At 63.2% G+C, this 20,262-nt stretch carries 18 protein-coding genes; 8 read left to right on the top strand and 10 right to left on the bottom strand.

Translation table 11 applies throughout. The features are described from left to right. The first annotated feature begins 14 nt into the window (after positions 1–14). Complete coding sequence (locus MSG32_RS14260; RefSeq protein WP_213114154.1) at positions 15–1,166, top strand: aminotransferase class I/II-fold pyridoxal phosphate-dependent enzyme; 1,152 nt, start codon at positions 15–17, stop codon at positions 1,164–1,166. 24 nt (positions 1,167–1,190) lie between these two features. Continuing rightward, complete coding sequence (locus MSG32_RS14255; protein WP_248380362.1) at positions 1,191–2,276, top strand: DUF4105 domain-containing protein; 1,086 nt, start codon at positions 1,191–1,193, stop codon at positions 2,274–2,276. 34 nt (positions 2,277–2,310) lie between these two features. Here the strand turns inward: MSG32_RS14255 and MSG32_RS14250 are convergent, their stop codons facing one another. Continuing rightward, a complete protein-coding gene (locus tag MSG32_RS14250) occupies positions 2,311–3,855 on the bottom strand; it encodes a YifB family Mg chelatase-like AAA ATPase (protein WP_131431108.1) in 1,545 nt (514 codons plus the stop codon). A 1,173-nt stretch (positions 3,856–5,028) separates the two neighbouring features. Between MSG32_RS14250 and MSG32_RS14245 the strand changes: the two genes are divergently transcribed. Continuing rightward, on the top strand, positions 5,029–5,307 hold the full coding sequence (locus MSG32_RS14245) for a hypothetical protein (protein ID WP_197738695.1): 279 nt from the start codon (positions 5,029–5,031) through the stop codon (positions 5,305–5,307). Between the two features lie 94 nt (positions 5,308–5,401). Here the strand turns inward: MSG32_RS14245 and MSG32_RS14240 are convergent, their stop codons facing one another. Beyond that, a complete protein-coding gene (locus MSG32_RS14240) occupies positions 5,402–5,776 on the bottom strand; it encodes an accessory factor UbiK family protein (protein ID WP_107335729.1) in 375 nt (124 codons plus the stop codon). Positions 5,777–6,213: 437 nt separating this feature from the next. Here MSG32_RS14240 and MSG32_RS14235 point away from each other — a divergent pair, with 437 nt between their 5' ends. The 3 genes from MSG32_RS14235 to glnK all read left to right on the top strand — a co-directional run bounded on the left by MSG32_RS14235 (position 6,214) and on the right by glnK (position 8,319). Further along, complete coding sequence (locus tag MSG32_RS14235; RefSeq protein ID WP_043331582.1) at positions 6,214–6,552, top strand: P-II family nitrogen regulator; 339 nt, start codon at positions 6,214–6,216, stop codon at positions 6,550–6,552. Positions 6,553–6,583: 31 nt separating this feature from the next. After that, entirely contained in the window at positions 6,584–7,831 is a 1,248-nt protein-coding gene (locus MSG32_RS14230; protein ID WP_043331583.1) for an ammonium transporter, read from the top strand. A 149-nt stretch (positions 7,832–7,980) separates the two neighbouring features. After that, on the top strand, positions 7,981–8,319 hold the full coding sequence (gene glnK / locus MSG32_RS14225; RefSeq protein WP_024951507.1) for a P-II family nitrogen regulator: 339 nt from the start codon (positions 7,981–7,983) through the stop codon (positions 8,317–8,319). 161 nt (positions 8,320–8,480) lie between these two features. On the opposite strand, the gene MSG32_RS14220 is transcribed toward glnK, so the two are convergent. Further along, the gene (locus tag MSG32_RS14220; RefSeq protein ID WP_043331585.1) at positions 8,481–9,257 is read right to left on the bottom strand and encodes a ferredoxin--NADP reductase; all 777 of its coding nucleotides are present in this window, start codon (positions 9,255–9,257) and stop codon (positions 8,481–8,483) included. Between the two features lie 286 nt (positions 9,258–9,543). Here MSG32_RS14220 and MSG32_RS14215 point away from each other — a divergent pair, with 286 nt between their 5' ends. Next, a complete protein-coding gene (locus tag MSG32_RS14215; RefSeq protein WP_107335730.1) occupies positions 9,544–10,491 on the top strand; it encodes a LysR family transcriptional regulator in 948 nt (315 codons plus the stop codon). Positions 10,492–10,637: 146 nt separating this feature from the next. On the opposite strand, the gene MSG32_RS14210 is transcribed toward MSG32_RS14215, so the two are convergent. Further along, positions 10,638–11,066, bottom strand: a complete 429-nt coding sequence (locus MSG32_RS14210) for a host attachment protein (RefSeq protein WP_043331587.1) — start codon at positions 11,064–11,066, stop codon at positions 10,638–10,640. Positions 11,067–11,322: 256 nt separating this feature from the next. Continuing rightward, a complete protein-coding gene (locus tag MSG32_RS14205) occupies positions 11,323–13,266 on the bottom strand; it encodes a methyl-accepting chemotaxis protein (RefSeq protein WP_248380360.1) in 1,944 nt (647 codons plus the stop codon). A gap of 335 nt (positions 13,267–13,601) precedes the next feature. Between MSG32_RS14205 and MSG32_RS14200 the strand changes: the two genes are divergently transcribed. Next, positions 13,602–14,150, top strand: a complete 549-nt coding sequence (locus tag MSG32_RS14200; protein WP_248380359.1) for a hypothetical protein — start codon at positions 13,602–13,604, stop codon at positions 14,148–14,150. Positions 14,151–14,293: 143 nt separating this feature from the next. Here MSG32_RS14200 and MSG32_RS14195 read toward each other — a convergent pair whose 3' ends face one another. From MSG32_RS14195 to speE, 5 genes are all read right to left on the bottom strand, one after another. After that, the gene (locus MSG32_RS14195) at positions 14,294–15,022 is read right to left on the bottom strand and encodes an amino acid ABC transporter ATP-binding protein (protein WP_043331784.1); all 729 of its coding nucleotides are present in this window, start codon (positions 15,020–15,022) and stop codon (positions 14,294–14,296) included. 78 nt (positions 15,023–15,100) lie between these two features. Then, a complete protein-coding gene (locus MSG32_RS14190) occupies positions 15,101–16,225 on the bottom strand; it encodes an amino acid ABC transporter permease (protein ID WP_043331588.1) in 1,125 nt (374 codons plus the stop codon). A gap of 10 nt (positions 16,226–16,235) precedes the next feature. Further along, positions 16,236–17,426 (bottom strand): amino acid ABC transporter permease, encoded by a 1,191-nt coding sequence (locus MSG32_RS14185; RefSeq protein ID WP_043331589.1) that lies wholly within the window; start codon positions 17,424–17,426, stop codon positions 16,236–16,238. Positions 17,427–17,681: 255 nt separating this feature from the next. Continuing rightward, positions 17,682–18,707 carry an amino acid ABC transporter substrate-binding protein gene (locus tag MSG32_RS14180; RefSeq protein ID WP_153635024.1) on the bottom strand — a complete coding sequence of 342 codons (1,026 nt, stop codon included), beginning with the start codon at positions 18,705–18,707 and terminating at the stop codon, positions 17,682–17,684. Positions 18,708–19,136: 429 nt separating this feature from the next. Beyond that, entirely contained in the window at positions 19,137–20,000 is an 864-nt protein-coding gene (speE, locus tag MSG32_RS14175) for a polyamine aminopropyltransferase (protein ID WP_043331591.1), read from the bottom strand. Positions 20,001–20,262 lie beyond the last annotated feature (262 nt).

The raw sequence follows: 20,262 nt of genomic DNA, 5'->3' as shown, positions 1-20,262 counted from the left end.
TTTCCGGAGCCAACATGACCACCGCCAGTCCCCGTCGCTTTCTTGCCCACCTCTATCAGGATGGGCCGCATAACCCGTTCCCCGGCATCAAGGCGCTGGAACGCAGGCTGGGACACGCGCTGCCGTATCAGTATGGCTCCAACGAAGGGCTCGACATGCCCCACCACACGCTGGGCGGCGCGCTGGGCACTGCCCTGGCCGACCTGAGCCGCAGCTATGCCGACGCCGATGCCTGGCAACTGCGCCAGCAACTGGCTGAGCGTCTGGGAGTCGCGTACGAGAATCTGCTGGTCGACGCCGGTGCCGACAGCCTGCTGGCACTGGTGATGCGCGCCACTGTCTGTGCGGGCGAGCGCGTGATCACCAGCGCCGGCACCTATCCGACCCTGGCGTACTTCGCCCGCGGGCTGGGTGCCGAGGTCATCGAGGTGCCCTACAGCGAGAGCTTCGCCACGGCCGATGACGCCTCATCGTCGCGACTGGCACCGGACCTCGCGGCTCTGCTCGCCGCGGCAAGGCAGCATGATGCCCGCGTCGTCTATCTCGCCAACCCCGATAACCCCAGCGGCCACCTGCATTCTGACGCCGATGTGCGCGCTCTGCGCGACGCCCTGCCGGAGAACTGCAGCCTGCTGCTGGACGAGGCCTATCACGACTTCCGCCCGGACGCCGCCCACGCCGACCATGCGCCGATGGCACGCACCTTCCGCCTGCGTACCTTCTCCAAGGCCTATGGGCTGGCGGGCCTGCGTCTCGGCTTCATGATCGCCGAGCCTGACGATGTCGCCATGCTGACCAAGGTGCGGATTCACTTCGCGGTCAGCGCCCCGGCAATGGCGGCAGGTGAACTGCTGCTGGCGCACCCTGAAGAGGCGGCAGCGCACGTCGCCGGCGTGATCGACTGTCGCGATCGTCTTGCCGAGCATCTGCGCTCGCTGGGCGCGGAAGTGCTGCCCAGCGCGACCAACTTCCTCTGCGTGCGCCTCAAGAGCGCCGAGCTGGCAGCGCAGGTGCAGCAGCAGCTGATGGCTCAAGGCGTACTGATCACTCGCTCTCCGCATCCTTCGCTTGGCCACATCCTGCGCATCTCGACTCTCGAAGACAGTCTGGTGCCGGGCCGTCTCGCGCGTCTCGAGCAGGCCATCGCCGAAGAGCGCCGTTCATGAACGATTTATCGTGAGGGCCTCGCGATGACCCTGGTCAGCCTCGCGGCCCGCGCCTTGAGCAGCCTCGCCGTGGTGGGCGCGAGCCTCTGGCTGGTGCCCGCACTGTGGTTCCGCCTGCCGGGGCCGGAAGGGCTGCGCACCACCGTGGCGGCTCTCGCAGCGGTGCTAGGCCTCGTGTGCGTGATTGTCCTGTGGTGGCCGCAGGCCAGCGCGATTCGCTGGCGGCTGATGGGCAGCTACCTGATGCTGCTGGTCGCAAGCCTTGCCTGGTGGGCCAGCATCACGCCACGGGCGGACCGCGACTGGGCACCGGAGGTGGCGCATCTGGTCGAGGGGCAAGTGGTCACGCCAGCACGGGACGAGGCATCGACGGCAAGCGCCAGGGCCGAGGCTGCCACGCAGGGTGAAGTGCTGCATCTCGAGCAGGTACGCAACTTCGTGTGGCACAGCGCCGAGGATTACACGCCGCGCTGGGAAAGCCGTGACTATCTGCTGGAAGAGCTGACCTCGGTGGACCTGCTGACCAGTCACTGGATGGGCCCGCAGATCGCCCATACGCTGGTCAGCTTCGGCTTTGCCGATGGCCGCTATCTGGCCTTCTCGGTGGAGATCCGCAAGGAGCGCACCGAGCAGTTCTCGACCCTCGGCGGCATGTTCAAGCAGTACGAACTGGCGGTGATCGCCGCCGACGAACGCGACATCATCCGCGTGCGCAGCAACGTGCGCGGCGAGCAGGTACACCTCTATCGGGTGCAGATGCCGCGCGAGATGATCCGCGAGCTGTTGCTGGCCTACGTCGACGAAGCCGAGACATTGCGTACTCAGCCACGCTTCTACAACACCGCCACCAGCAACTGCACCACCCTCGTCTACGCGATGATGACGCGCCTGACCGACGGCCTGCCGCTGGACTACCGTCTGCTGCTCTCCGGCTATCTGCCGGAATATGTCGCGGACCAGGACGCCCTGAGTGACGCTGCGCCCTTCGCGGAACTCAAGGCCAGCAGCCTGATCAATCCCGCCGCCATCGCCGCCGATGAGCATCCGGACGGCGACTTCTCACGCCTGATTCGTGCAGGCATTCCCGGCGCGAACAGCCCCTCCTACTGAGCCCGAACAGGGCTGACATCCTGACCCGCCGACATCAGGCGCTGCGCTGCTGGGCGCCTGCCCCCGGGCGAGCCGGGTCCCTGCCCATCATGCGGTCCAGCTGGCGATAGCCGATGGCCTCCATCAGCTGCGGCCGCTGCACACCGTCCTGATCGATCAGATCACTGAGTGTCAGCGCGACCCGCAGCACCCGGTGATAGGCGCGCGCCGAGAGATTGAGGCGTGACAGTACGCCGGCCAGCCACTGGCGCTCGCCGTCTTCCAGCTGACAGGCGGCTTCCAGCGCGTGGGTATCCAGATGGGCATTCAGGCCGCCGCGTGCCAATTGGCGCGCGCGAGCGGCCAGCACTCGTTCGCGCACGCCGGCCGAGGCCTCGCCGGGAGTGGCGGACGTCAGCTCCTCGGCGGGCAGGCCCGGCACCTCGACCTGCAGGTCGATGCGGTCCAGCAACGGGCCGGACAGACGCGCCTGATAGCGCTGGATCTGCGCTGGGGTGCAGCTGCAATTGCGGCGACTGTCGCCGAGGTAGCCGCAGGGACAGGGATTCATCGCCGCGACCAGCTGGAAGCGCGCCGGGAAACGGCGTTGATGGCTGGCGCGCGAGATCAGGATACGGCCACTCTCCAGCGGCTCGCGCATCACTTCCAGCACGCCACGGTCGAACTCCGCCAGCTCATCCAGAAACAGCACCCCATGATGCGCCAGCGACACCTCGCCCGGGCGCGGCTTGGAGCCACCACCCACCAGCGCGACCCCACTGGCCGTGTGGTGCGGGGCACGGAATGGCCGCTGCCCCCAGCGCTCCATGATCGGCAGACCACATACCGAACGCACCGCCGCGACTTCCAGCGCCTCGCCTTCGCCCAGTGGCGGCAAGATGCCGGACAGGCGACTGGCCAGCATCGTCTTGCCGGTGCCCGGCGGACCAGCGAACAGCAGGTTGTGGCCGCCGGCCGCGGCGATCTCCAATGCCCTGCGTGCCTGATGCTGGCCACGCACCTCGCTCAGGTCGGGCTCCGGCAGGCGCGCCTGGGGAATGATCGAGCACACATGCGGCGTGAGGCGCTCGCGCCCCAGCAGGTGAGCCACCAGCTCCAGCAGATGGCCCACCGCCAGTACTTCCAACTCCTCGGCGAGTGCCGCCTCGTCGGCATTGCCGCGCGGCACCACCAGCGTCCGCCCCGCCTTGCGACAGCAGAGTGCAGCTGGCAGCACACCGGTCACGGCGCGGATGCTGCCATCCAGCGCCAGCTCGCCAAGACACTCCATCGCTGCCACGGCCTCTTCCGGTATCTGCCCGGAGGCAACCAGAATCCCCAGCGCAATGGGCAGATCGAAGCGCCCGCCTTCCTTGGGGAGATCCGCTGGCGCCAGATTGAGGGTGATACGGCGCGCCGGAAACTCGAACCCGGCATTGAGCAGCGCACTGCGCACCCGCTCGCGACTCTCCTTCACCGCCGCTTCCGGCAAGCCGACGATGGACAGCCCCGGCAAGCCGTTGGAAAGGTGTACCTCGACCTGAACTTCCGGTGCCTCGAGACCAAGTGACGCGCGCGTGCGCAACATTGCCAATGACATGAGCCTTCCCTGCGTGATGCCGCCTCTCAGTTGCACGGCGCAATCGGAGCAGGCACTGGCCTGCCATGAGCGCGAAGGCACACACCGCTGCCAACCCTCCCAGCATGGCAAACCTCATACTCCCCAGAAGGCGAGCGCCTCAACGCTCTGGCGCTCGACAATTGCCGCAAGGCTTCGCATGCCCCCACGACACTTCCATGCGCCGCCTGGAAATACGTGTTCAGGTGACGATTCTTGCGTCTATAACGTAAATTTCTTTACGCCCCAGACTCCCGCAATTACTGGATACGTAACAAACAGGCAGGCTGTGGATAAGATTACATAATCATCGCTTGTGGACATTTTTTGAGCGCTCAAAACTTCATCATTCGAGGCACTGATGCCATCGATGATCAAGCGAGCCAACGTCGGACCAGGACACCCACAGCCCGATCTCAACTCACAAGCACCAACCAACAGAAATTAAACCCAATAACTGCAGGCAGGGTGCTTGGACTATCGACTCAGTCGAGTGATGAAAGCCATGTCAGAGATCAGAGATTGAGCCAGAGGAGCTCATGAGGCGCCTGTCAGGGAGAGATCAGCGAGGCGCATGCGCTGCGCTCGAGGAATTTGCACGAGCATCGGGTCGTTGATACTCGGGGATTGGCGCCTGAGGACCTGGCGCTGGGTGCGGCTTATTGCTGCCTGGTGATTGAGAGCGTCTGGCGCCCTGCGGCTGCAGCTGCGGCTGCCATTTCAGCTTCACGCGCCGCGACGCGCCTGGGTGCTGACGCTGCGGGTCTCTCGCCGGCATGACGCTTATGCTGCCAGCATTGCCGACAAACGCTCGCGGCGAGTTAAAAGTAGCGGTTTTGGCAGCATTTTCCACGCAAAAGCGCCTGTTTTGGCGCATTTCAGCGCCACCATTCGTCACATGGGCATGGTGTAAGGCCGACTCGATACCTGCCTGCACCAAGAAAGTGCTCATACAGGGGCGATAGCGTCCTCGAGAGAGCCACAAGAGTGCCGCCGGACGGGGACTGCTGTATATTTGATCGGTTGTCCCGGCCTTGCCGGGATGACCGCCAAGCTGTCTCACGGAACGCCGCCGCTGCGCGGCAGAGAATCGTCCAACCCACGGAAAGGGCCAGCCATTCAGGACGACTTCGGCTTGTTTCAGGAGCACTACCCATGCAAGACATGCTTGCCCCGCTGGCATCCCTGGCGGATGTGATCGGCATGCTAGGCACCACTCTGGTCGTCGGCGCCTTCTTCCTGCTGCAGATCGGCAGACTCGATGCCCGCAGCCTGACCTACAACCTGATGAATCTGAGCGGGGCGATCCTGCTGTTGATCAGCCTGTGCATCAATTTCAACCTCGCCAGCTTCGTGATCGAGATCTTCTGGATCATCGCCTCACTGGTAGGTCTGGTGCGCTGGATGCTGGGCACTCGTCCCCAGACTGCCTGAGGCCGCCCCTCAGAATCAGCGGCGCCCATGACGCAAAAAACCGCCACGCCCCGAAAGGGCGTGGCGGTTTTGGTTCAGCCGTCACCTGACGGGATCAGGCGTCGCGCTGGCGCTCGATTTCCGCGGCGTGACTGGCGGCTTCACGCTTCGCTACCGCGGCTTCCCCCTCGTCATCCACTGGCGTGGTGGGCTCGGCAGCCGGTGCATTGCCCGCCACCAGCCCCTGCTTTTCCAGCAGTGCCTCGAGGGCGATGACCTGCTTTTCCAGCGACTCGACGCGGCTGCGCGTACGCGTCAGCACATCCATCATGATGTCGAAGTCTTCACGCGAGACCAGTTCCATGCGGTCGAAGGCACCGCGCATCACCCCTTGCACGGACTTCTGCAGCTCTTCCGGGCCATGCGAGGCATCCTGCAGGCGCTCACCGATCTGCTGGGCCATACGCCCGATGACGTCATTCTTGAACATGCTGCACCTCAGCCGTTGCGGGCCGGCGGCCGCGTCGTGCGGACTGCCGGTCAGAAAATGATGACACCCCTGTACATGGGGCCGTCGTGTCCTGCTGCAAGGATACGCAACCCTGGAGTCGGGTGCATGCCCCGCATCGTCCTGCACCAGACAATCCTCATCGGCAGGCACACACCTGCACCACATTAGCACTTTCCCCCACACCCAAAGGCGCAGAAACAGCACCATTACGGTGCATGCCAGGTGACCTTCGGATTCAGCCATCTTTGCACAGGCCGAAAGACTGTCAGCCATCCTGCGATAACCAGATGAGTTACAAGGATTTTCAGCCGCATGGCACATCTCGTGCGATGCACTTGTCAGGAACAGGCCGCCAGCTCATCTGACTGGCCATGCTTAACAAGAATGATCATTCCGGTAGCGAACGGGGGCAGCACATGAAACTGATCACCGCCATCATCAAACCCTTCAAGTTGGACGACGTGCGAGAAGCACTGGCCGACAACGGCGTGCAGGGGATTACCGTCACCGAAGTGAAGGGCTTCGGACGTCAGAAGGGGCACACCGAGCTGTATCGCGGTGCCGAGTACGTCGTCGACTTCCTTCCCAAGGTCAAGATTGAAGTGGCTGTCGATGACAGCAGTGTGGAATCGGTACTGGACGCCATCACCCAGGCGGCCAACAGCGGCAAGATCGGCGACGGCAAGCTGTTCGTCACTCCGCTGGACGATGTCATCCGTATCCGCACCGGTGAACGCGGCGCCGACGCTGTCTGAGCCCCGCGCACAATAACAAGGAGAACCCCGCATGAACGAGATCATCGAGGTCAAGTACGCACTTGATACCTTCTACTTCCTGGTCTGTGGCGCCCTGGTGCTATGGATGGCAGCCGGCTTTGCCATGCTCGAGGCCGGTCTGGTCCGCGCCAAGAACACCACCGAGATCCTGACCAAGAACGTGGCGCTGTTCGCCATCGCCTGCACCATGTACATGGTCGTCGGTTACCACATCATGTACTCGAGCGCCGAAGGCGGCTTCCTGCCGAGCCTGGGCTTCCTGATCGGTGCCGAGAATACCGCTGAGGAAGCGCTCGCTTCCGGTGGCGACATCTACTACAGCGCACGTTCCGACTTCTTCTTCCAGGTGGTGTTCGTGGCTACCGCCATGTCCATCGTCTCCGGTGCGGTCGCCGAGCGCATGAAGCTGTGGGCCTTCCTGGCCTTCGCCGTGGTCATGACCGGCGTCATCTATCCGGTGCAGGGTTACTGGACCTGGGGTGGCGGCTTCCTGAGCGCAGCGGGCTTCAGCGACTTCGCCGGTTCCGGCATCGTGCACATGGCCGGCGCTTCCGCCGCACTGGCAGGCGTGCTGCTGCTGGGCGCTCGCAAGGGCAAGTACGGCAAGAATGGCGAGATCAATGCCATCCCGGGCGCCAACCTGCCGCTGGCCACGCTGGGTACCTTCATCCTGTGGCTGGGATGGCTGGGCTTCAACGGCGGCTCCGAGCTGGTGCTGTCCAACATCGATGAGGCCAACGCGGTCGCTCAGGTCTTCGTCAACACCAATGCCGCCGCCTGTGGTGGTGTCATCGCCGCGCTGATCCTCGCCCGTCTGTGGTTCCGCAAGGCCGACCTGACCATGGCCCTCAACGGCGCGCTGGCTGGCCTGGTCGCCATCACTGCGGGTCCGCTGGCTCCGAGCGTCGGTGCTGCCACCCTGATCGGCGCCGTCGGCGGTCTGCTGGTCGTGTTCTCCATCGTCGGTCTCGACAAGCTGAAGATCGATGATCCGGTCGGCGCCATCTCCGTGCACGGTGTGGTTGGCCTCTGGGGTCTGCTGGCCGTGCCGCTGACCAATGACGATGCCACCTTCTCCGCACAGCTGCTGGGCGCCGCCTCCATCTTCGCCTGGGTGTTCATCGCAAGCTTCGTGGTGTGGCTGATCATCAAGGCCATCATGGGGATTCGCGTCAGCGAGGAAGAAGAGTACGAAGGTGTGGATCTGGCCGAATGTGGTATGGAGGCCTATCCGGAATTCACCTCCAGCCGCAAGTAAGCCTGGACGCGACAGCACCTGCAGCATCAAGACTCCCGCCACCTGGCGGGAGTCTTTTTTCCTGACTGGATAAGCGGTGTATGCTTGAGTCAGAGACCGGCGTGACGAGCAGGCCTCGTTACCCGCACCATCACCCAAGGAGAGACACGATGAAACTGGTCACTGCCATCATCAAGCCATTCAAGCTCGACGACGTGCGCGAATCCCTGTCGGAGATTGGCGTGCAGGGTATCACCGTGACCGAGGTCAAGGGATTCGGCCGCCAGAAGGGCCACACCGAGCTGTATCGGGGTGCCGAGTACGTGGTCGACTTCCTTCCCAAGGTGAAGCTGGAAGTCGCGGTGGATGACGCCATGATCGATTCCGTGATCGAGGCGATCACCAATGTCGCCAACACCGGCAAGATCGGCGACGGCAAGATCTTCGTCTCGCCGCTGGAGCAGGTCATTCGCATCCGTACCGGCGAGACCGGCAAGGACGCCGTCTGAGCCTCTGGCGCAAGCCCCTGGCACTGACGTGCTGCCCCCACGGGTGACATGAGCACAAAAAAACCGCAGGCCATCGGCCTGCGGTTTTTTCGTTTCAGCAATTGTCGCTCATGCGTGATGCTCGCGGATCATGCTCTGCTGAGCCTCACTGCTCGACAAGCTTACTTCTCGACGAAGGCACGCTCGATCACGTAGTCACCCGGCACGCCCATCTTCGGCGAGATGGCGAAGCCGCGCGCATCCAGCATGGCGCTGATGTCGTCGAGCATCGCCGGGCTGCCGCAGATCATGGCGCGATCGCGCTTCGGGTCCAGCGGCGGCAGGCCGATGTCCTCGAACAGCTTGCCGTTCTCGACCAGATCCGTGATGCGGCCCTGGTTGCGGAACTCCTCGCGCGTCACGGTCGGGTAGTAGATCAGCTTCTCGGCGATCTCTTCGCCCAGATACTCGTGCTTGGGCAGCTCTTCCGCGATCATGTCGGCATAGGCCAGCTCGGAGACATGGCGCACGCCGTGCATCAGGATGATCTTGTCATAGCGCTCATAGGTTTCCGGGTCCTGGATGACGCTCAGGAACGGCGCCAGGCCAGTGCCGGTGGAGAACAGGTAAAGGTTCTCGCCCGGCAGCAGGTCGTCCAGTACCAGCGTGCCTGTCGGCTTGCGAGAGACCATGATCTGATCGCCCGGCTGCAGGTGTTGCAGACGTGAGGTCAGCGGGCCGTCCTGCACCTTGATGGAGAAGAACTCGAGGTGCTCCTCGTAGTTCGGGCTGGCGATCGAGTAGGCGCGCATCAGCGGCTTGCCTTCGACTTCCAGGCCGATCATCACGAACTGGCCGTTCTTGAAGCGCAGGCTGTCTTCACGCTGAGTGCGGAAGCTGAACAGCGAATCGTTCCAGTGATGGACGTCGATGACTTCGGTTGTGGTCAGACTGCTCACCTGATGGCCTCCCGGGGCGTGGCCCCTCGAATTCGATATTCTCTATTGGCATAAACAAATAACAGCTTATGACCCAATGAACTATGCAGCGATTGTAGTCACTGCAGGGTTATGCGTTAAATGGTTTATCTGGATATAGGTTATCTAGTTTACCAATATTGGTTGCGAATGAATCGCATTTCAACCTCGATCGTGCAGGGTCTGCCCGCTCTGACGGCGAATCCTGCGTTGCGTTCACTTTCGCCTCCTCATCTCTGCCCCTTCACTGCATGCCCCGGGAGGTCGAATGCGCTACAGCCTTCGCCAGCTGGCCGTCTTCGTGGCGGTCGCGCGGCATGACAATGTCTCGCTGGCCGCCGACAGTCTGGCCATGTCGCAATCAGCGGCCAGCACGGCACTGGCCGAGCTGGAGCGTCAGTTCGATTGCCGGCTGTTCGATCGCCATGGCAAGCGCCTGCGGCTCAATGGTCTGGGGCGTGAGCTGCTGCCCAAGGCGATCGCGCTGCTGGACCAGGCCGAGGAACTGGAGCAGCTGCTCGGTCAGCAGGACGCCACCGGCTCGCTGGAGATCGGCGCGACGCTGACCATCGGCAACTATCTGGCGCCTCAGATCATCGGTGACTTTCTGCATCATCACCCCGCCAGCCGCGTCGAGTTGCACGTGCACAACACCCATCAGCTGATCGACAAACTGGTGCACTTCGAACTGGACATCGGGCTGGTGGAGGGCGAGGTGGAGCACCCGCTGCTGGAGGCGACCCACTGGGTCAGTGATCGGCTGAGCATCTTCTGTGCGCCATCACACCCGCTGGCACAGGGCGAGGTCACGCTTGAGCGCCTGCTGGCGGCTCGCTGGATCATGCGCGAGCGTGGCTCCGGCACACGCGGCACCTTCGAGCAGGCATTGCGCCCACATCTGGACGGGCCTTCGACCAGCGTCTCCCAGCGCCTCGACATCATGCTGGAGCTGGAACATACCGAAGCCATCAAGCGCGCCGTGGAAGCGGGGCTCGGCATCGGCTGCATCTCGCGTCTCGCGCTGAGAGATGCCTTTCGGCGCGGCAGCCTCGTCGAGCTGCCCACTCCATGGCTGGAGCTGACGCGCGCCTATCGCTTCGTCCACCATCGTGACCGCTTCATCACCCAGGCGATGCGCGAATTCGTCGCCGGTTGCCGCAACCTGAGCGGCAGCGCCTCACGCAGTGACGAGATCATCCTGCCGCAGGTGCCGTGATTCGCACATGCACGGCCTTCAGCAACCGAGCCTGCTGACACTACCACCTCACGTCATGAGCCCCACAGGAATAGTGACCGCTCACACACAGACGCCGCCAGCGTTTCCGCTGGCGGCGTCCTGGTCTCTGCATGCCGGGGGTGTGATCAGTGAGTCAGGCCGGTGAAACGTGCCTTGATCTCATCAGCGCTCTCGTGGGAGAGGTCCTTGTCGACGGTTTCCGTCACCAGCTTGGCGACCGGCTTGTCGAGCTTGTCGCGCAGCGCCCCCAGGAACTTGGGCGCGGCGGCGATGATCAGCTGATCGAACTTGCCGTCATTGGCCGTCTGCTTGAGGTATTGCGCGACTTCCTTGGCGAAGAAGTCCTGATGCTTGTCGGAGGTCGCGCCATCATCGCCAGTCTGATGCAGGCTGCCGTGCCCGCCGCTGGATTCACCCTTGCCACCGGTTCTCAGGTCACCGGTATGCTGGCGGCTTTCAGGATGTACGAGGCTTTCCACTTCGGTGACCTTGCCAGCGGCACGGGCAAAGATACGTGCACGTGCGGCGTCGGCAGCAACGATGTAAGTAACCATTTACACACTCCCTGTCTCTCGTGAGGCGTCGTTGATGAAGAATGACGATCATCGCTTCGCTTTCAATTGACTACATGCTGGCACCCTTGCGCACATTCAACCCTTGCCGCTCATTTCCCGCACACCACCCTGTCAGCCCGACGCCTGAAGGTCGACAGGCAAGCAGATAACCCAAAAACGCCAGGGCCGCCCCGAAGGGCGGCCCTGGCGTCTGATGCCTGTCACTGGCGACTGACAGGCTCGCATGCTGACGGCCTTACCAGGCTTGCCAATCCAGCTCCTCTGATGCGACGGGGCTGGCAGCACGGGGACTGGAGCCCTGTGCGGACAGGGTGCCTGCGCTGCGCGGCGCCATTGCGGGCGGCTGCGCAGGGCCATCAAGACGGAAGCGGCCCACCATCTCGGCCAGACGCGCCGACTGCTCGGAGAGCGCATCCGCTGCCGCGGCGGATTCCTCCACCAGCGCCGCATTCTGCTGTGTCACCTGGTCCAGCTCGGCCACGGCGCTGGAGACCTGTCCGACACCGTGATTCTGCTCCTGGGTGGCATGGCTGATCTCGCCGATCACCTCACTGACACGCATGACGCTGGCGACGATCTCGTTCATGGTGCTGCCGGCCACCCTGACCTGTTCGGCACCATTGCGCGTGCGCTCGTTGGCGGAGCTGATCAGCGTAGCGATTTCCCGCGAGGCCTCGGAAGAGCGCTGGGCGAGGGTACGTACCTCACCGGCCACCACCGCGAAGCCACGCCCCTGCTCGCCGGCGCGTGCCGCCTCGACGGAGGCATTCAATGCCAGCAGGTTGGTCTGGAAGGCGATGGAGTCCATGACACTGACGATCTCGGTGATCTTGCGCGAATCATCATCGATGCCCTGCATGGTGGTGACGACCTCTCCGATCACCTCGCCCCCGCGACGCGCGACCTCACTGGCCGACTTGGCCAGCCCGTCAGCTTCATGTGCGGAGTCCGCGGACTGGGCGACGGTGCCGGAAATCTGCTCCATCGAGGCCGAGGTTTCCTGCAGATTGGCCGCCGCCTGCTCGGTACGTGACGACAGATCCTGACTGCCCTGACTGATCTCGGCGGCGGCGGTCTGCACCGCGCCGCTGGCGAGGCGAATCTCGCTGAGCACGCCATTGAGAGTCGAGACGAAGCGATTGAAGGCATTGCCGATCTCGGCGACTTCATCACGCCCGCTGACCTGAATGCGCCGCGTGAGATCGCCCTCGCCCGCGGCGATATCCACCAGTGCATCACGCACCAGCGCCAGGCCGCGCAGACTGCGGCTGGCGATCCACGACATCACGGCGGCGGCCCCCAGCAACACCAGCAGCGTCATGGCCAGCGTGGTCCACAGCTGGGCATAAAGCGGTGCATCCGAGTCGGCCACATCCAGGGCCAGCGCCAGACGCCAGCCGGTGTCGCCCAGCCCTGCCGAATCCAGCTCGGCACTGAACATGCGGTAGTTACGCTGCTGGATATCGACCACCAGTGCCGACTGGCCAGCGGCCACCAGGCGATTGCTGCTGGCCAGGGTCTCGGGCGTCAGCACCGATGCGAGTGCACTCATCGGCTTGAGCACCAGGGCATCATCCGGGTGGGCGATCAGCGTGCCGGTATCATCGATCAGGAAGGCGAAGCTGTTGGGCGTCGGCGAGAGTTCGGCAACCGTGCGGGTGATGAACGCCAGCGGCAGATCACCACTGACCACGGCGACCAGCCGTGAGCCGCGATAGACCGGCGCCGCCACGCTGATTTCCAGTTCGCCACTGGTGGCACCGACATAGGGCGCCGTGATGACGGGCTTGCCGGTCGCCACCGCCGCCTGATACCAGCCACGTTGGCGTGGGTCATAACCCGCCCGCCCCGGGCGCCCATCGAAGTAACGGAAGCGACCATCCGGGAAGCCGACATAGGTCTTGCTGAAGTCGCCCTGCTTCATCGCCTGGGTCAAGGCGGCATCGGGGAAGTTCTCGAGGCTACTGGCCGCGATGCCGCTCACCGCGTTGATATGCACGCTGAACCACTGGCTCAGCTGGGCGGCGTTCGATCTCAGCAACTGTTGCTGGTAGTCGCTCTCATCGGCATGCGTATTGCGGAACGTGGTCCAGGCATTCAGGCTGCTGACGACCACCAGCGCCACCAGCACTATCGCCACACAGGCTAACGTGATGCGCGCACGTAACGAGGCAAACATCGCCACTCCTTGGTTCAAATCCATCGGGAAGGGGGCCGGGGGCGCCAGCGCAGAGCGCGTCGGTCTGCCCCTCGGTGGCAAGGCATGCAGGCATGCGGTGTACCGGCGTCATCATCGGTACGTGCCGCCCTCTGTATCGGCATGCCCGGCCTTTCCTTTACCCCGCAAGCCGCATGCAACGCTCCTCCATCGTTGCCGGAACCGACACTGGCGTCGCGACTCCCGGACATGACGTCGATGGCGAAGTGCGTGCTAACATCCGCCCAACGCGGGGTGCCGCCTGCCCGTCTGCCACCGCTCCCCTCATCCTGTGGTCTTTTCTCGGAGAAGTTTCGATGCGCAATCTGCTCCTGATGCGCCGCCCGCTGCCCCGGCGCGTGCTGGTCACCGCTCACCTGATGTTGCAGCTGGGATTGCTGGCGGCTGCCAGCGGCTGGACGCTGCAGCACTTGACGCCCATCGGGCCTGACAATTCGCTGGTCGCGCAGTGGCCGATACTGGCGCAAGGTGTCGGTGGCTTCCTGCTGGCCTTCGTGATGACGCGCCTGCTCTTCGAGTTGCTGATGGCGCCGCATCACCTGCTGAGCATTCGCGGGGGCAATCACACCCTGGATGCCGCGGCGCTGGTGACCCGCTCCATCTCGCGCCGCCCTGCAGTGCACGACAATGACGACAGCTGGGTCGGCAAGCCGCGCAGCGTCACCTGGCCGCGCGAAGGCGAAGAAGCGCCCGCTGCCACAGCGGCGACGGCGACATCTGCCGATACACCTGCCGCTGCATCGCCCAAGGCCGCGGCCAAGCCGCAGGAGCCAAGCCTGGGCAGCGATGAAGAGCTGCCAGACACCCACAGCAGCGAAGTACGCCGCACCGAGCCCAGCCTCTAGGCGAGCCTCTTTATTCAGAGGAATGAGTTGATAGTGAGCACCCACTGACTACCTTTCGGCTCACACACGAAAACGCCCCGCGTGATGGAAATCACGCGGGGCGTTTTCTTTTTCGGCTTACAGCATCCGATCAGTCCGTGGCCTCAATGCCCCAGAATCTGGCTGAGGAACAGCTGGGTCCGCTCGGACTGCGGATTGTTGAAGAACGGTTCCGGCGCGTTCTCTTCGATGATCTGGCCCTGATCCATGAAGATGACGCGGTCGGCGACGGTCTTGGCGAAGCCCATCTCGTGGGTCACGCACAGCATGGTCATGCCTTCATTGGCCAGTTCGACCATGACATCCAGCACTTCCTTGATCATCTCCGGGTCCAGCGCCGAGGTCGGCTCATCGAACAGCATCACTTCCGGGCTCAGACACAGCGAGCGCGCGATCGCGACACGCTGCTGCTGGCCGCCGGACAGCTGACCGGGGAACTTGTGAGCCTGATCGGCGATGCGCACGCGCTCCAGGTACTTCATGGCTTCGGCTTCCGCCTCGCGGCGCGGCCGCTTCTGCACCCAGATCGGCGCCAGACAGCAGTTCTCGAGCACCGTCAGATGCGGGAACAGGTTGAAGTGCTGGAACACCATGCCGACGTTGCGACGGATCGCCTCGATCTGCTTGATGTCCTGGGTCAGCGGCATGCCGTTGACCACGATATCGCCTTCCTGATGCTCCTCGAGATGATTGATGCAGCGGATCATCGTCGACTTGCCGGACCCCGAAGGGCCACAGATGACGATACGTTCGCCCTTGCGCACGCTCAGGTTGATGTCGCGCAGCACGTGGAAGTCGCCGTACCACTTGTTGAGGCCCTTGAGCTCGATCATGGGGCGCTCATCGGCGCCGGTGTTGCCCTGCGAGGCGGATGTTGTCGTTGTCATGATGAAGATTCCTTGGCGCCGTGATCAGCGCTTCTTGTGACCGGTATGCAGCAGGCGCTCGAGATACTGGCTGTAGCGCGACATGCTGAAGCAGAAGACCCAGAAGACCAGCGCCACGAAGGCGTAGCCCTCGATGGAGTAGCCCAGCCATTTGGGGTCGGCGAGACCGGCCTGCACGATGGCGAGCAGATCGAAGAGCCCGATGATCAGTACCAGCGAGGTGTCCTTGAACAGGGCGATGAAGGTGTTCACGATGCCGGGAATCATCAGCTTGAGCGCCTGGGGCAGCACGATCAGCCCCATGTTGCGCCAGTAGCCCAGCCCCAGCGCCATGCCGGCCTCGGTCTGTCCCTTCGGGATCGCCTGCAGGCCACCACGCACCACTTCCGCCATGTAGGCACTCTGGAACAGGGTGATGCCGATCAGCGCGCGCACCAGCTTGTCGAGGTTGACCTCGCCAGGCACGAACAGCGGCAGCATCACCGAGGCCATGAACAGCACCGTGATGAGCGGCACGCCGCGCCAGAACTCGATGAACACCACACAGATGCTCTTCACGATCGGCATCTCGGAGCGACGCCCCAGTGCCAGCAGGATCCCCAGCGGCAGTGCCGCCACGATACCCACCACCGCCAGCACCAGTGTCAGCATCAGGCCGCCCCACTCGTGGGTACCGACGATCTCGAGGCCGAAGCTGCCGCCATGCAGCAGGAAGTAGGCAATGAAGGGGAACACCGCCAGGCTGACGATGGCGACCCAACCCTTGGCCGGCAGCTTCGGAATCGCCAGCCAGGCGATCAGAGCCGCAAAGACGGCGAAGACGATATCGACCCGCCAGGTTTCCTCGCTCGGGTAGAAGCCGTAGATGAACTGATCGAGACGCGCACTGATGAACACCCAGCAGGCGCCCTCTCCCGTGCAGTCCTCACGTGAGGTGCCACTCCAGCTGGCATCGATCAGCGCCCATTGCAGGCTGGGCACCACCAGCAGGTAGACCAGATACAGCGCGAACAGCGTGAACAGCGTATTGATCGGTCCGGCGAACAGGTTGCTGCGCAACCAGGCCACCGCGCCGATGCTGTCGCTCGGCGCCGGACGGGAATCGATCATCTTCTCGGTGACCCGTGACAGGGTCTTTTCAATCGACATGGGCAGACCCTCAGCGCTCGACCAACGCCATGCGGGCGTTGAACCAGTTCATGAACATGGAGACCAGCAGACTGATGGTCAGATAGACCAGCATCGTCATGGCGATCACCTCGATGGCCTGACCGGTCTGGTTGAGCGTGGTACCCGCGAAGACCGAGACCAGATCGGGATAGCCGATGGCCGTGGCCAGCGACGAGTTCTTGATCAGGTTCAGGTACTGGCTGGTCAGCGGCGGGATGATGACGCGCAGCGCCTGCGGCACCACCACCAGACGCAGTGTCATGCCACCGGACAGCGACAGCGCCCGTGACGCTTCGGTCTGGCCGTGCGGTACCGCTTCGATGCCGGAACGCACGATCTCGGCGATGAAGGCAGCGGTATAGACCGACAACGCGACCCACAGGGCGAGGAATTCGGGGACGACCGTGATGCCGCCACGGAAGTTGAAGCCCTTGAGCTCCGGCAGCTCCCAGCTCAGCGGCATGCCCATCGCGAAGTAGGCCAGCAGCGGCGCCACGATGATCAGGCCGAGCGAGATCCAGCCCGCCGGCAGGCGCTGTCCGGTACGGGCCTGACGCTGGCGGTTCCAGTAGCTGAAGATGCCGCTGGCGACGACGGCCAGCACGAACACGGCAATCACCACCGAGAAACCGCTGGAGGTGATGGGGGCCGGCACGAACAGACCGCGCACATTGAGGAAGAACGCCTCGCCCAGCGACAGCGAGCCACGCGGACTTGGCAGGGTTCTCAGGACGGCGAAATACCAGAAGAATATCTGCAGCAGCAGCGGGATGTTGCGGAAGACTTCGATATAGACCGCCGCCAGCCGTGAGATCAGCCAGTTGGGGGACAGACGCGCGACCCCCATGACGAAGCCGATCACGGTCGCGGCGATGACACCCAGTGCGGATATCAACAAGGTATTGAGCAGGCCGACGATGAAGGTATCGCCATAGGTGGATTGCTCGGAATAGTCGATCAGGCTCTGCAGGATGCCAAAGCCTGCGGTGTTGTCCAGAAAGGCAAAGCCGGTGGTGATGCCACGGCTTTCGAGGTTGGTCAGGGTATTGCTGACGATGATCGCCAACACACCGAACACGCCTGCCAGCATCAATAGCTGGAAGATCAGTGCCCGCTTGGCCGGGTCACGCCAGAATGGCGGCTTGACCGTGGCCGGCGGGCGAGAAGCAGGTTGTGTCATACAGGCAATCTCCGCCGGAAAGCTATGCGACTTCCGCCTGCCGTCCTATCGAACGGCAGATCAGTTATCTCTCGGCACTCGATGAATGGGTCACGAGGGACAGGCTGGGCCTCACAGGCTGGGGCTCATTAACTGGACCCCACATGACGCTGGCCAGAGGAAGTGGAGCAAGACGCTCACTTCCCCTGGCCAGCGTCCTTGCTCAGCCTGTCATGAGGGGCAAGGCCCACCCGCAGTACAGGGCGAGCCCGCGCATCAGCGAACCGGCGGGGCGTACTGGACGCCGCCATCGGTCCACAGTGCGTTCAAGCCGCGCTCGATACCCAGTGCGGAGCCGGTACCGACGTTGCGCTCGAACATCTGGCCGTAGTTACCGACCTGCTTGATGACCTGGTAGGCCCAGTCAGCCGGCAGCCCCATGGCTTCCCCGTAGTTGCCATCGGCACCGACCAGGCGCGCGACGTTCGGGTTGGTGTCCGACTTCTTCTCTTCGATGTTGTCGGAGCTCAGACCCATCTCTTCGGCGTTGATCTGCGCGAACAGGGTCCATTTGACGATGTTGAACCACTGGTCATCGCCCTGACGGACGACGGGGCCCAGCGGTTCCTTGGAGATGACTTCCGGCAGCACCATCGCGGATGCCGGATCGGAGAGCTTGATACGCAGCGCGTAGAGCTGGGATTGGTCGGAGGTCAGGACGTCACAACGACCGGCTTCGAAGCCCTTGACGGTCTGGTCGGAGGTATCGAAGACGACCGGCTCGAAGGACATGTCGTTCAGGCGGAAGTAGTCCGCCAGGTTGAGCTCGGTGGTAGTGCCGGACTGGATGCAGACGGCTGCCCCGTCCAGCTCCTTGGCACTGGAGACGCCCAGGTCCTTGCTGACCATGAAGCCCTGGCCGTCGTAATAGTTCACGCCAGCGAAGTTGAGGCCCAGTGAGGTGTCACGGGTCGCCGTCCAGGTGGTATTGCGGGACAGGACATCAATCTCGCCGGACTGCAGCGCGGTGAAACGCTCCTTGGCCGTCAGCGGTACATAGCGCACCTTGCTGGCATCGCCCAGCACGGCTGCCGCGACGCCGCGGCAGACATCGACATCGAGGCCCTGCCAGTTACCGGCGTCATCCGGTGCCGAGAAGCCCGGCAAGCCGGTGCTGACGCCACACTGGACAAAGCCCTTTTCCTTGACGCTATCCAGGGTCGCGGCACTGGCGCCTGTCGCCATGGAGGCGGCCAGGACAGCGGCGCTAGCGATCAGCAGTGGCTTCTTGTTGTTATGCATCGTGATTCCCTCGCGAAAGTCTGGAGTCCGCTCGATCAGCCTCGAGTCAGAAGTGGTGCAATGCATTGCATGGCACCTATCGACAATAGCAAGCCGCGTTCCAATTTCCGCCTATCGCGTGATCCGCTGCGTTCAACGCTGAAAAAAGCGCTAAAACCCAGTGTTATAGGCCAAAGCCTCGGGGTGGGCGGCGGATCATTCCGCGCGATTGCCGCGCAGTTAGGCTCATGGCGAGACCAGTTCGCCTCATATCGGTGCAAAATAAAAACGGCCGTTTCATTGCGAAACGGCCGTTGGCGGTGCAGCGATGTGGCGCGAGTGGCAGATTGCGACCAATGTCTCGGTCTGACTGACTCAACGCTTGTTCATCCCATCAGGCACGTTTTCGTGCCTGATGGGGCTTGCTTGCCACCGCAAGGTGCATGCGGATCACTTCTCCAGCAGGCGCTGCATGAAGGGCGGCAGCACCAGGGCGGCGCGATGGCCTTCGACGGTATAGAAGTCACGCGCGAAGGTGGCGGCAGCGGCATCTTCCTCGCGGAAGGACTTCACGTCACAGCCCTTGCCCGCCAGGGTGCAGCTCCACCAGCCGGACGGATACACCGGCTGCGGGAACGGCAGGGTCGCGACGCTATCAAAGCCCGCTTCGCCCATGTCGTTGCGCAGGTCCTTGATGATGGAATCGGTGTGATAGAGCGGAGACTCGCTCTGCTGCACCATCAGGCCGCCCTGCTTGAGGATACGATGGCAGCGCTTGAGGAAGTCGGTCTTGAACAGACCTTCCGCCGGGCCGACCGGGTCGGTGGAATCGACGATCAGCACATCGATGCTCTCGTCCGGGCAGTTGTCGACCCACTTGACGCCATCCTCGAACAGCAGCTCGGCGCGCGGGTCGTCATTGGACTCGACCAGCGCCGGGAAGAATTGCTCGGAGGCACGCGTGACCGCCGGATCGATATCGATCTGGGTGACCTTCTCCACGCCCGGGTGCTTGAGCACCTCACGCAGGGTGCCGCAATCGCCACCGCCGATGATGACGACACGCTTGGGGTCTGCATGAGCGAACAGCGCCGGGTGCGACATCATCTCGTGATAGAGGAAGTTGTCACGGTCAGTCAGCATCACGCAGCCGTCCAGCACCATCAGGTTGCCGTAGGTCTCGGTGGCATAGACTTCGAGGTGCTGATAAGGAGTCTGCTCGTCATGCAGCTTGTGGCTGACCTTGAGCGAGAAGGCGCTGCCGTGGCGATCGAAGATTTCGGTAAACCAGGAGCCATCGAGACGTTCGGTCATGGGGGACCCTCGCATTGGATATCACAGACGGGATATCAAGGTATGGATAGAGACGGCACGATGGCCATCGGAAATTGCGCCAATCAGCACTGCGCCAGCGTCAGGCCGGCAGTTCACGGCCCGCATGACGACCATGCGGCGTGATGTCGTGATACGCGACATGCCGGGCAAGCGCCAACATGGCGCAGGCGCTGCACCATAGCCAAAGACGGCCGGAGTGGAAAGTGTTGATGCATGACAATTTCAGACAGGCCGCGTATCG

Source organism: Cobetia sp. 1CM21F (genome assembly GCF_023161745.1).
In the GTDB taxonomy this organism is placed as follows: Bacteria; Pseudomonadota; Gammaproteobacteria; order Pseudomonadales; family Halomonadaceae; genus Cobetia; species Cobetia amphilecti.
The sequence above is the reverse complement of the archived record's forward strand: the minus strand, read 5'-3'. Positions and strand labels throughout refer to the sequence as shown.

Bases quoted from the DNA above. Each gene is read 5' to 3' on its own strand.
- MSG32_RS14255 (WP_248380362.1), top strand. From the start codon at position 1,191: ATGACCCTGGTCAGCCTCGCGGCCCGCGCCTTGAGCAGCCTCGCCGTG.
- glnK (WP_024951507.1), top strand. From the start codon at position 7,981: ATGAAACTGGTCACTGCCATCATCAAGCCATTCAAGCTCGACGACGTG.
- MSG32_RS14260 (WP_213114154.1), top strand. From the start codon at position 15: ATGACCACCGCCAGTCCCCGTCGCTTTCTTGCCCACCTCTATCAGGAT.
- MSG32_RS14250 (WP_131431108.1), bottom strand. From the start codon at position 3,855: ATGTCATTGGCAATGTTGCGCACGCGCGCGTCACTTGGTCTCGAGGCA.
- MSG32_RS14240 (WP_107335729.1), bottom strand. From the start codon at position 5,776: ATGTTCAAGAATGACGTCATCGGGCGTATGGCCCAGCAGATCGGTGAG.
- MSG32_RS14245 (WP_197738695.1), top strand. From the start codon at position 5,029: ATGCAAGACATGCTTGCCCCGCTGGCATCCCTGGCGGATGTGATCGGC.
- MSG32_RS14205 (WP_248380360.1), bottom strand. From the start codon at position 13,266: ATGTTTGCCTCGTTACGTGCGCGCATCACGTTAGCCTGTGTGGCGATA.
- MSG32_RS14185 (WP_043331589.1), bottom strand. From the start codon at position 17,426: ATGACACAACCTGCTTCTCGCCCGCCGGCCACGGTCAAGCCGCCATTC.
- MSG32_RS14195 (WP_043331784.1), bottom strand. From the start codon at position 15,022: ATGATCGAGCTCAAGGGCCTCAACAAGTGGTACGGCGACTTCCACGTG.
- MSG32_RS14190 (WP_043331588.1), bottom strand. From the start codon at position 16,225: ATGTCGATTGAAAAGACCCTGTCACGGGTCACCGAGAAGATGATCGAT.
- MSG32_RS14215 (WP_107335730.1), top strand. From the start codon at position 9,544: ATGCGCTACAGCCTTCGCCAGCTGGCCGTCTTCGTGGCGGTCGCGCGG.
- MSG32_RS14235 (WP_043331582.1), top strand. From the start codon at position 6,214: ATGAAACTGATCACCGCCATCATCAAACCCTTCAAGTTGGACGACGTG.
- MSG32_RS14200 (WP_248380359.1), top strand. From the start codon at position 13,602: ATGCGCAATCTGCTCCTGATGCGCCGCCCGCTGCCCCGGCGCGTGCTG.
- MSG32_RS14230 (WP_043331583.1), top strand. From the start codon at position 6,584: ATGAACGAGATCATCGAGGTCAAGTACGCACTTGATACCTTCTACTTC.
- MSG32_RS14180 (WP_153635024.1), bottom strand. From the start codon at position 18,707: ATGCATAACAACAAGAAGCCACTGCTGATCGCTAGCGCCGCTGTCCTG.
- speE (WP_043331591.1), bottom strand. From the start codon at position 20,000: ATGACCGAACGTCTCGATGGCTCCTGGTTTACCGAAATCTTCGATCGC.
- MSG32_RS14210 (WP_043331587.1), bottom strand. From the start codon at position 11,066: ATGGTTACTTACATCGTTGCTGCCGACGCCGCACGTGCACGTATCTTT.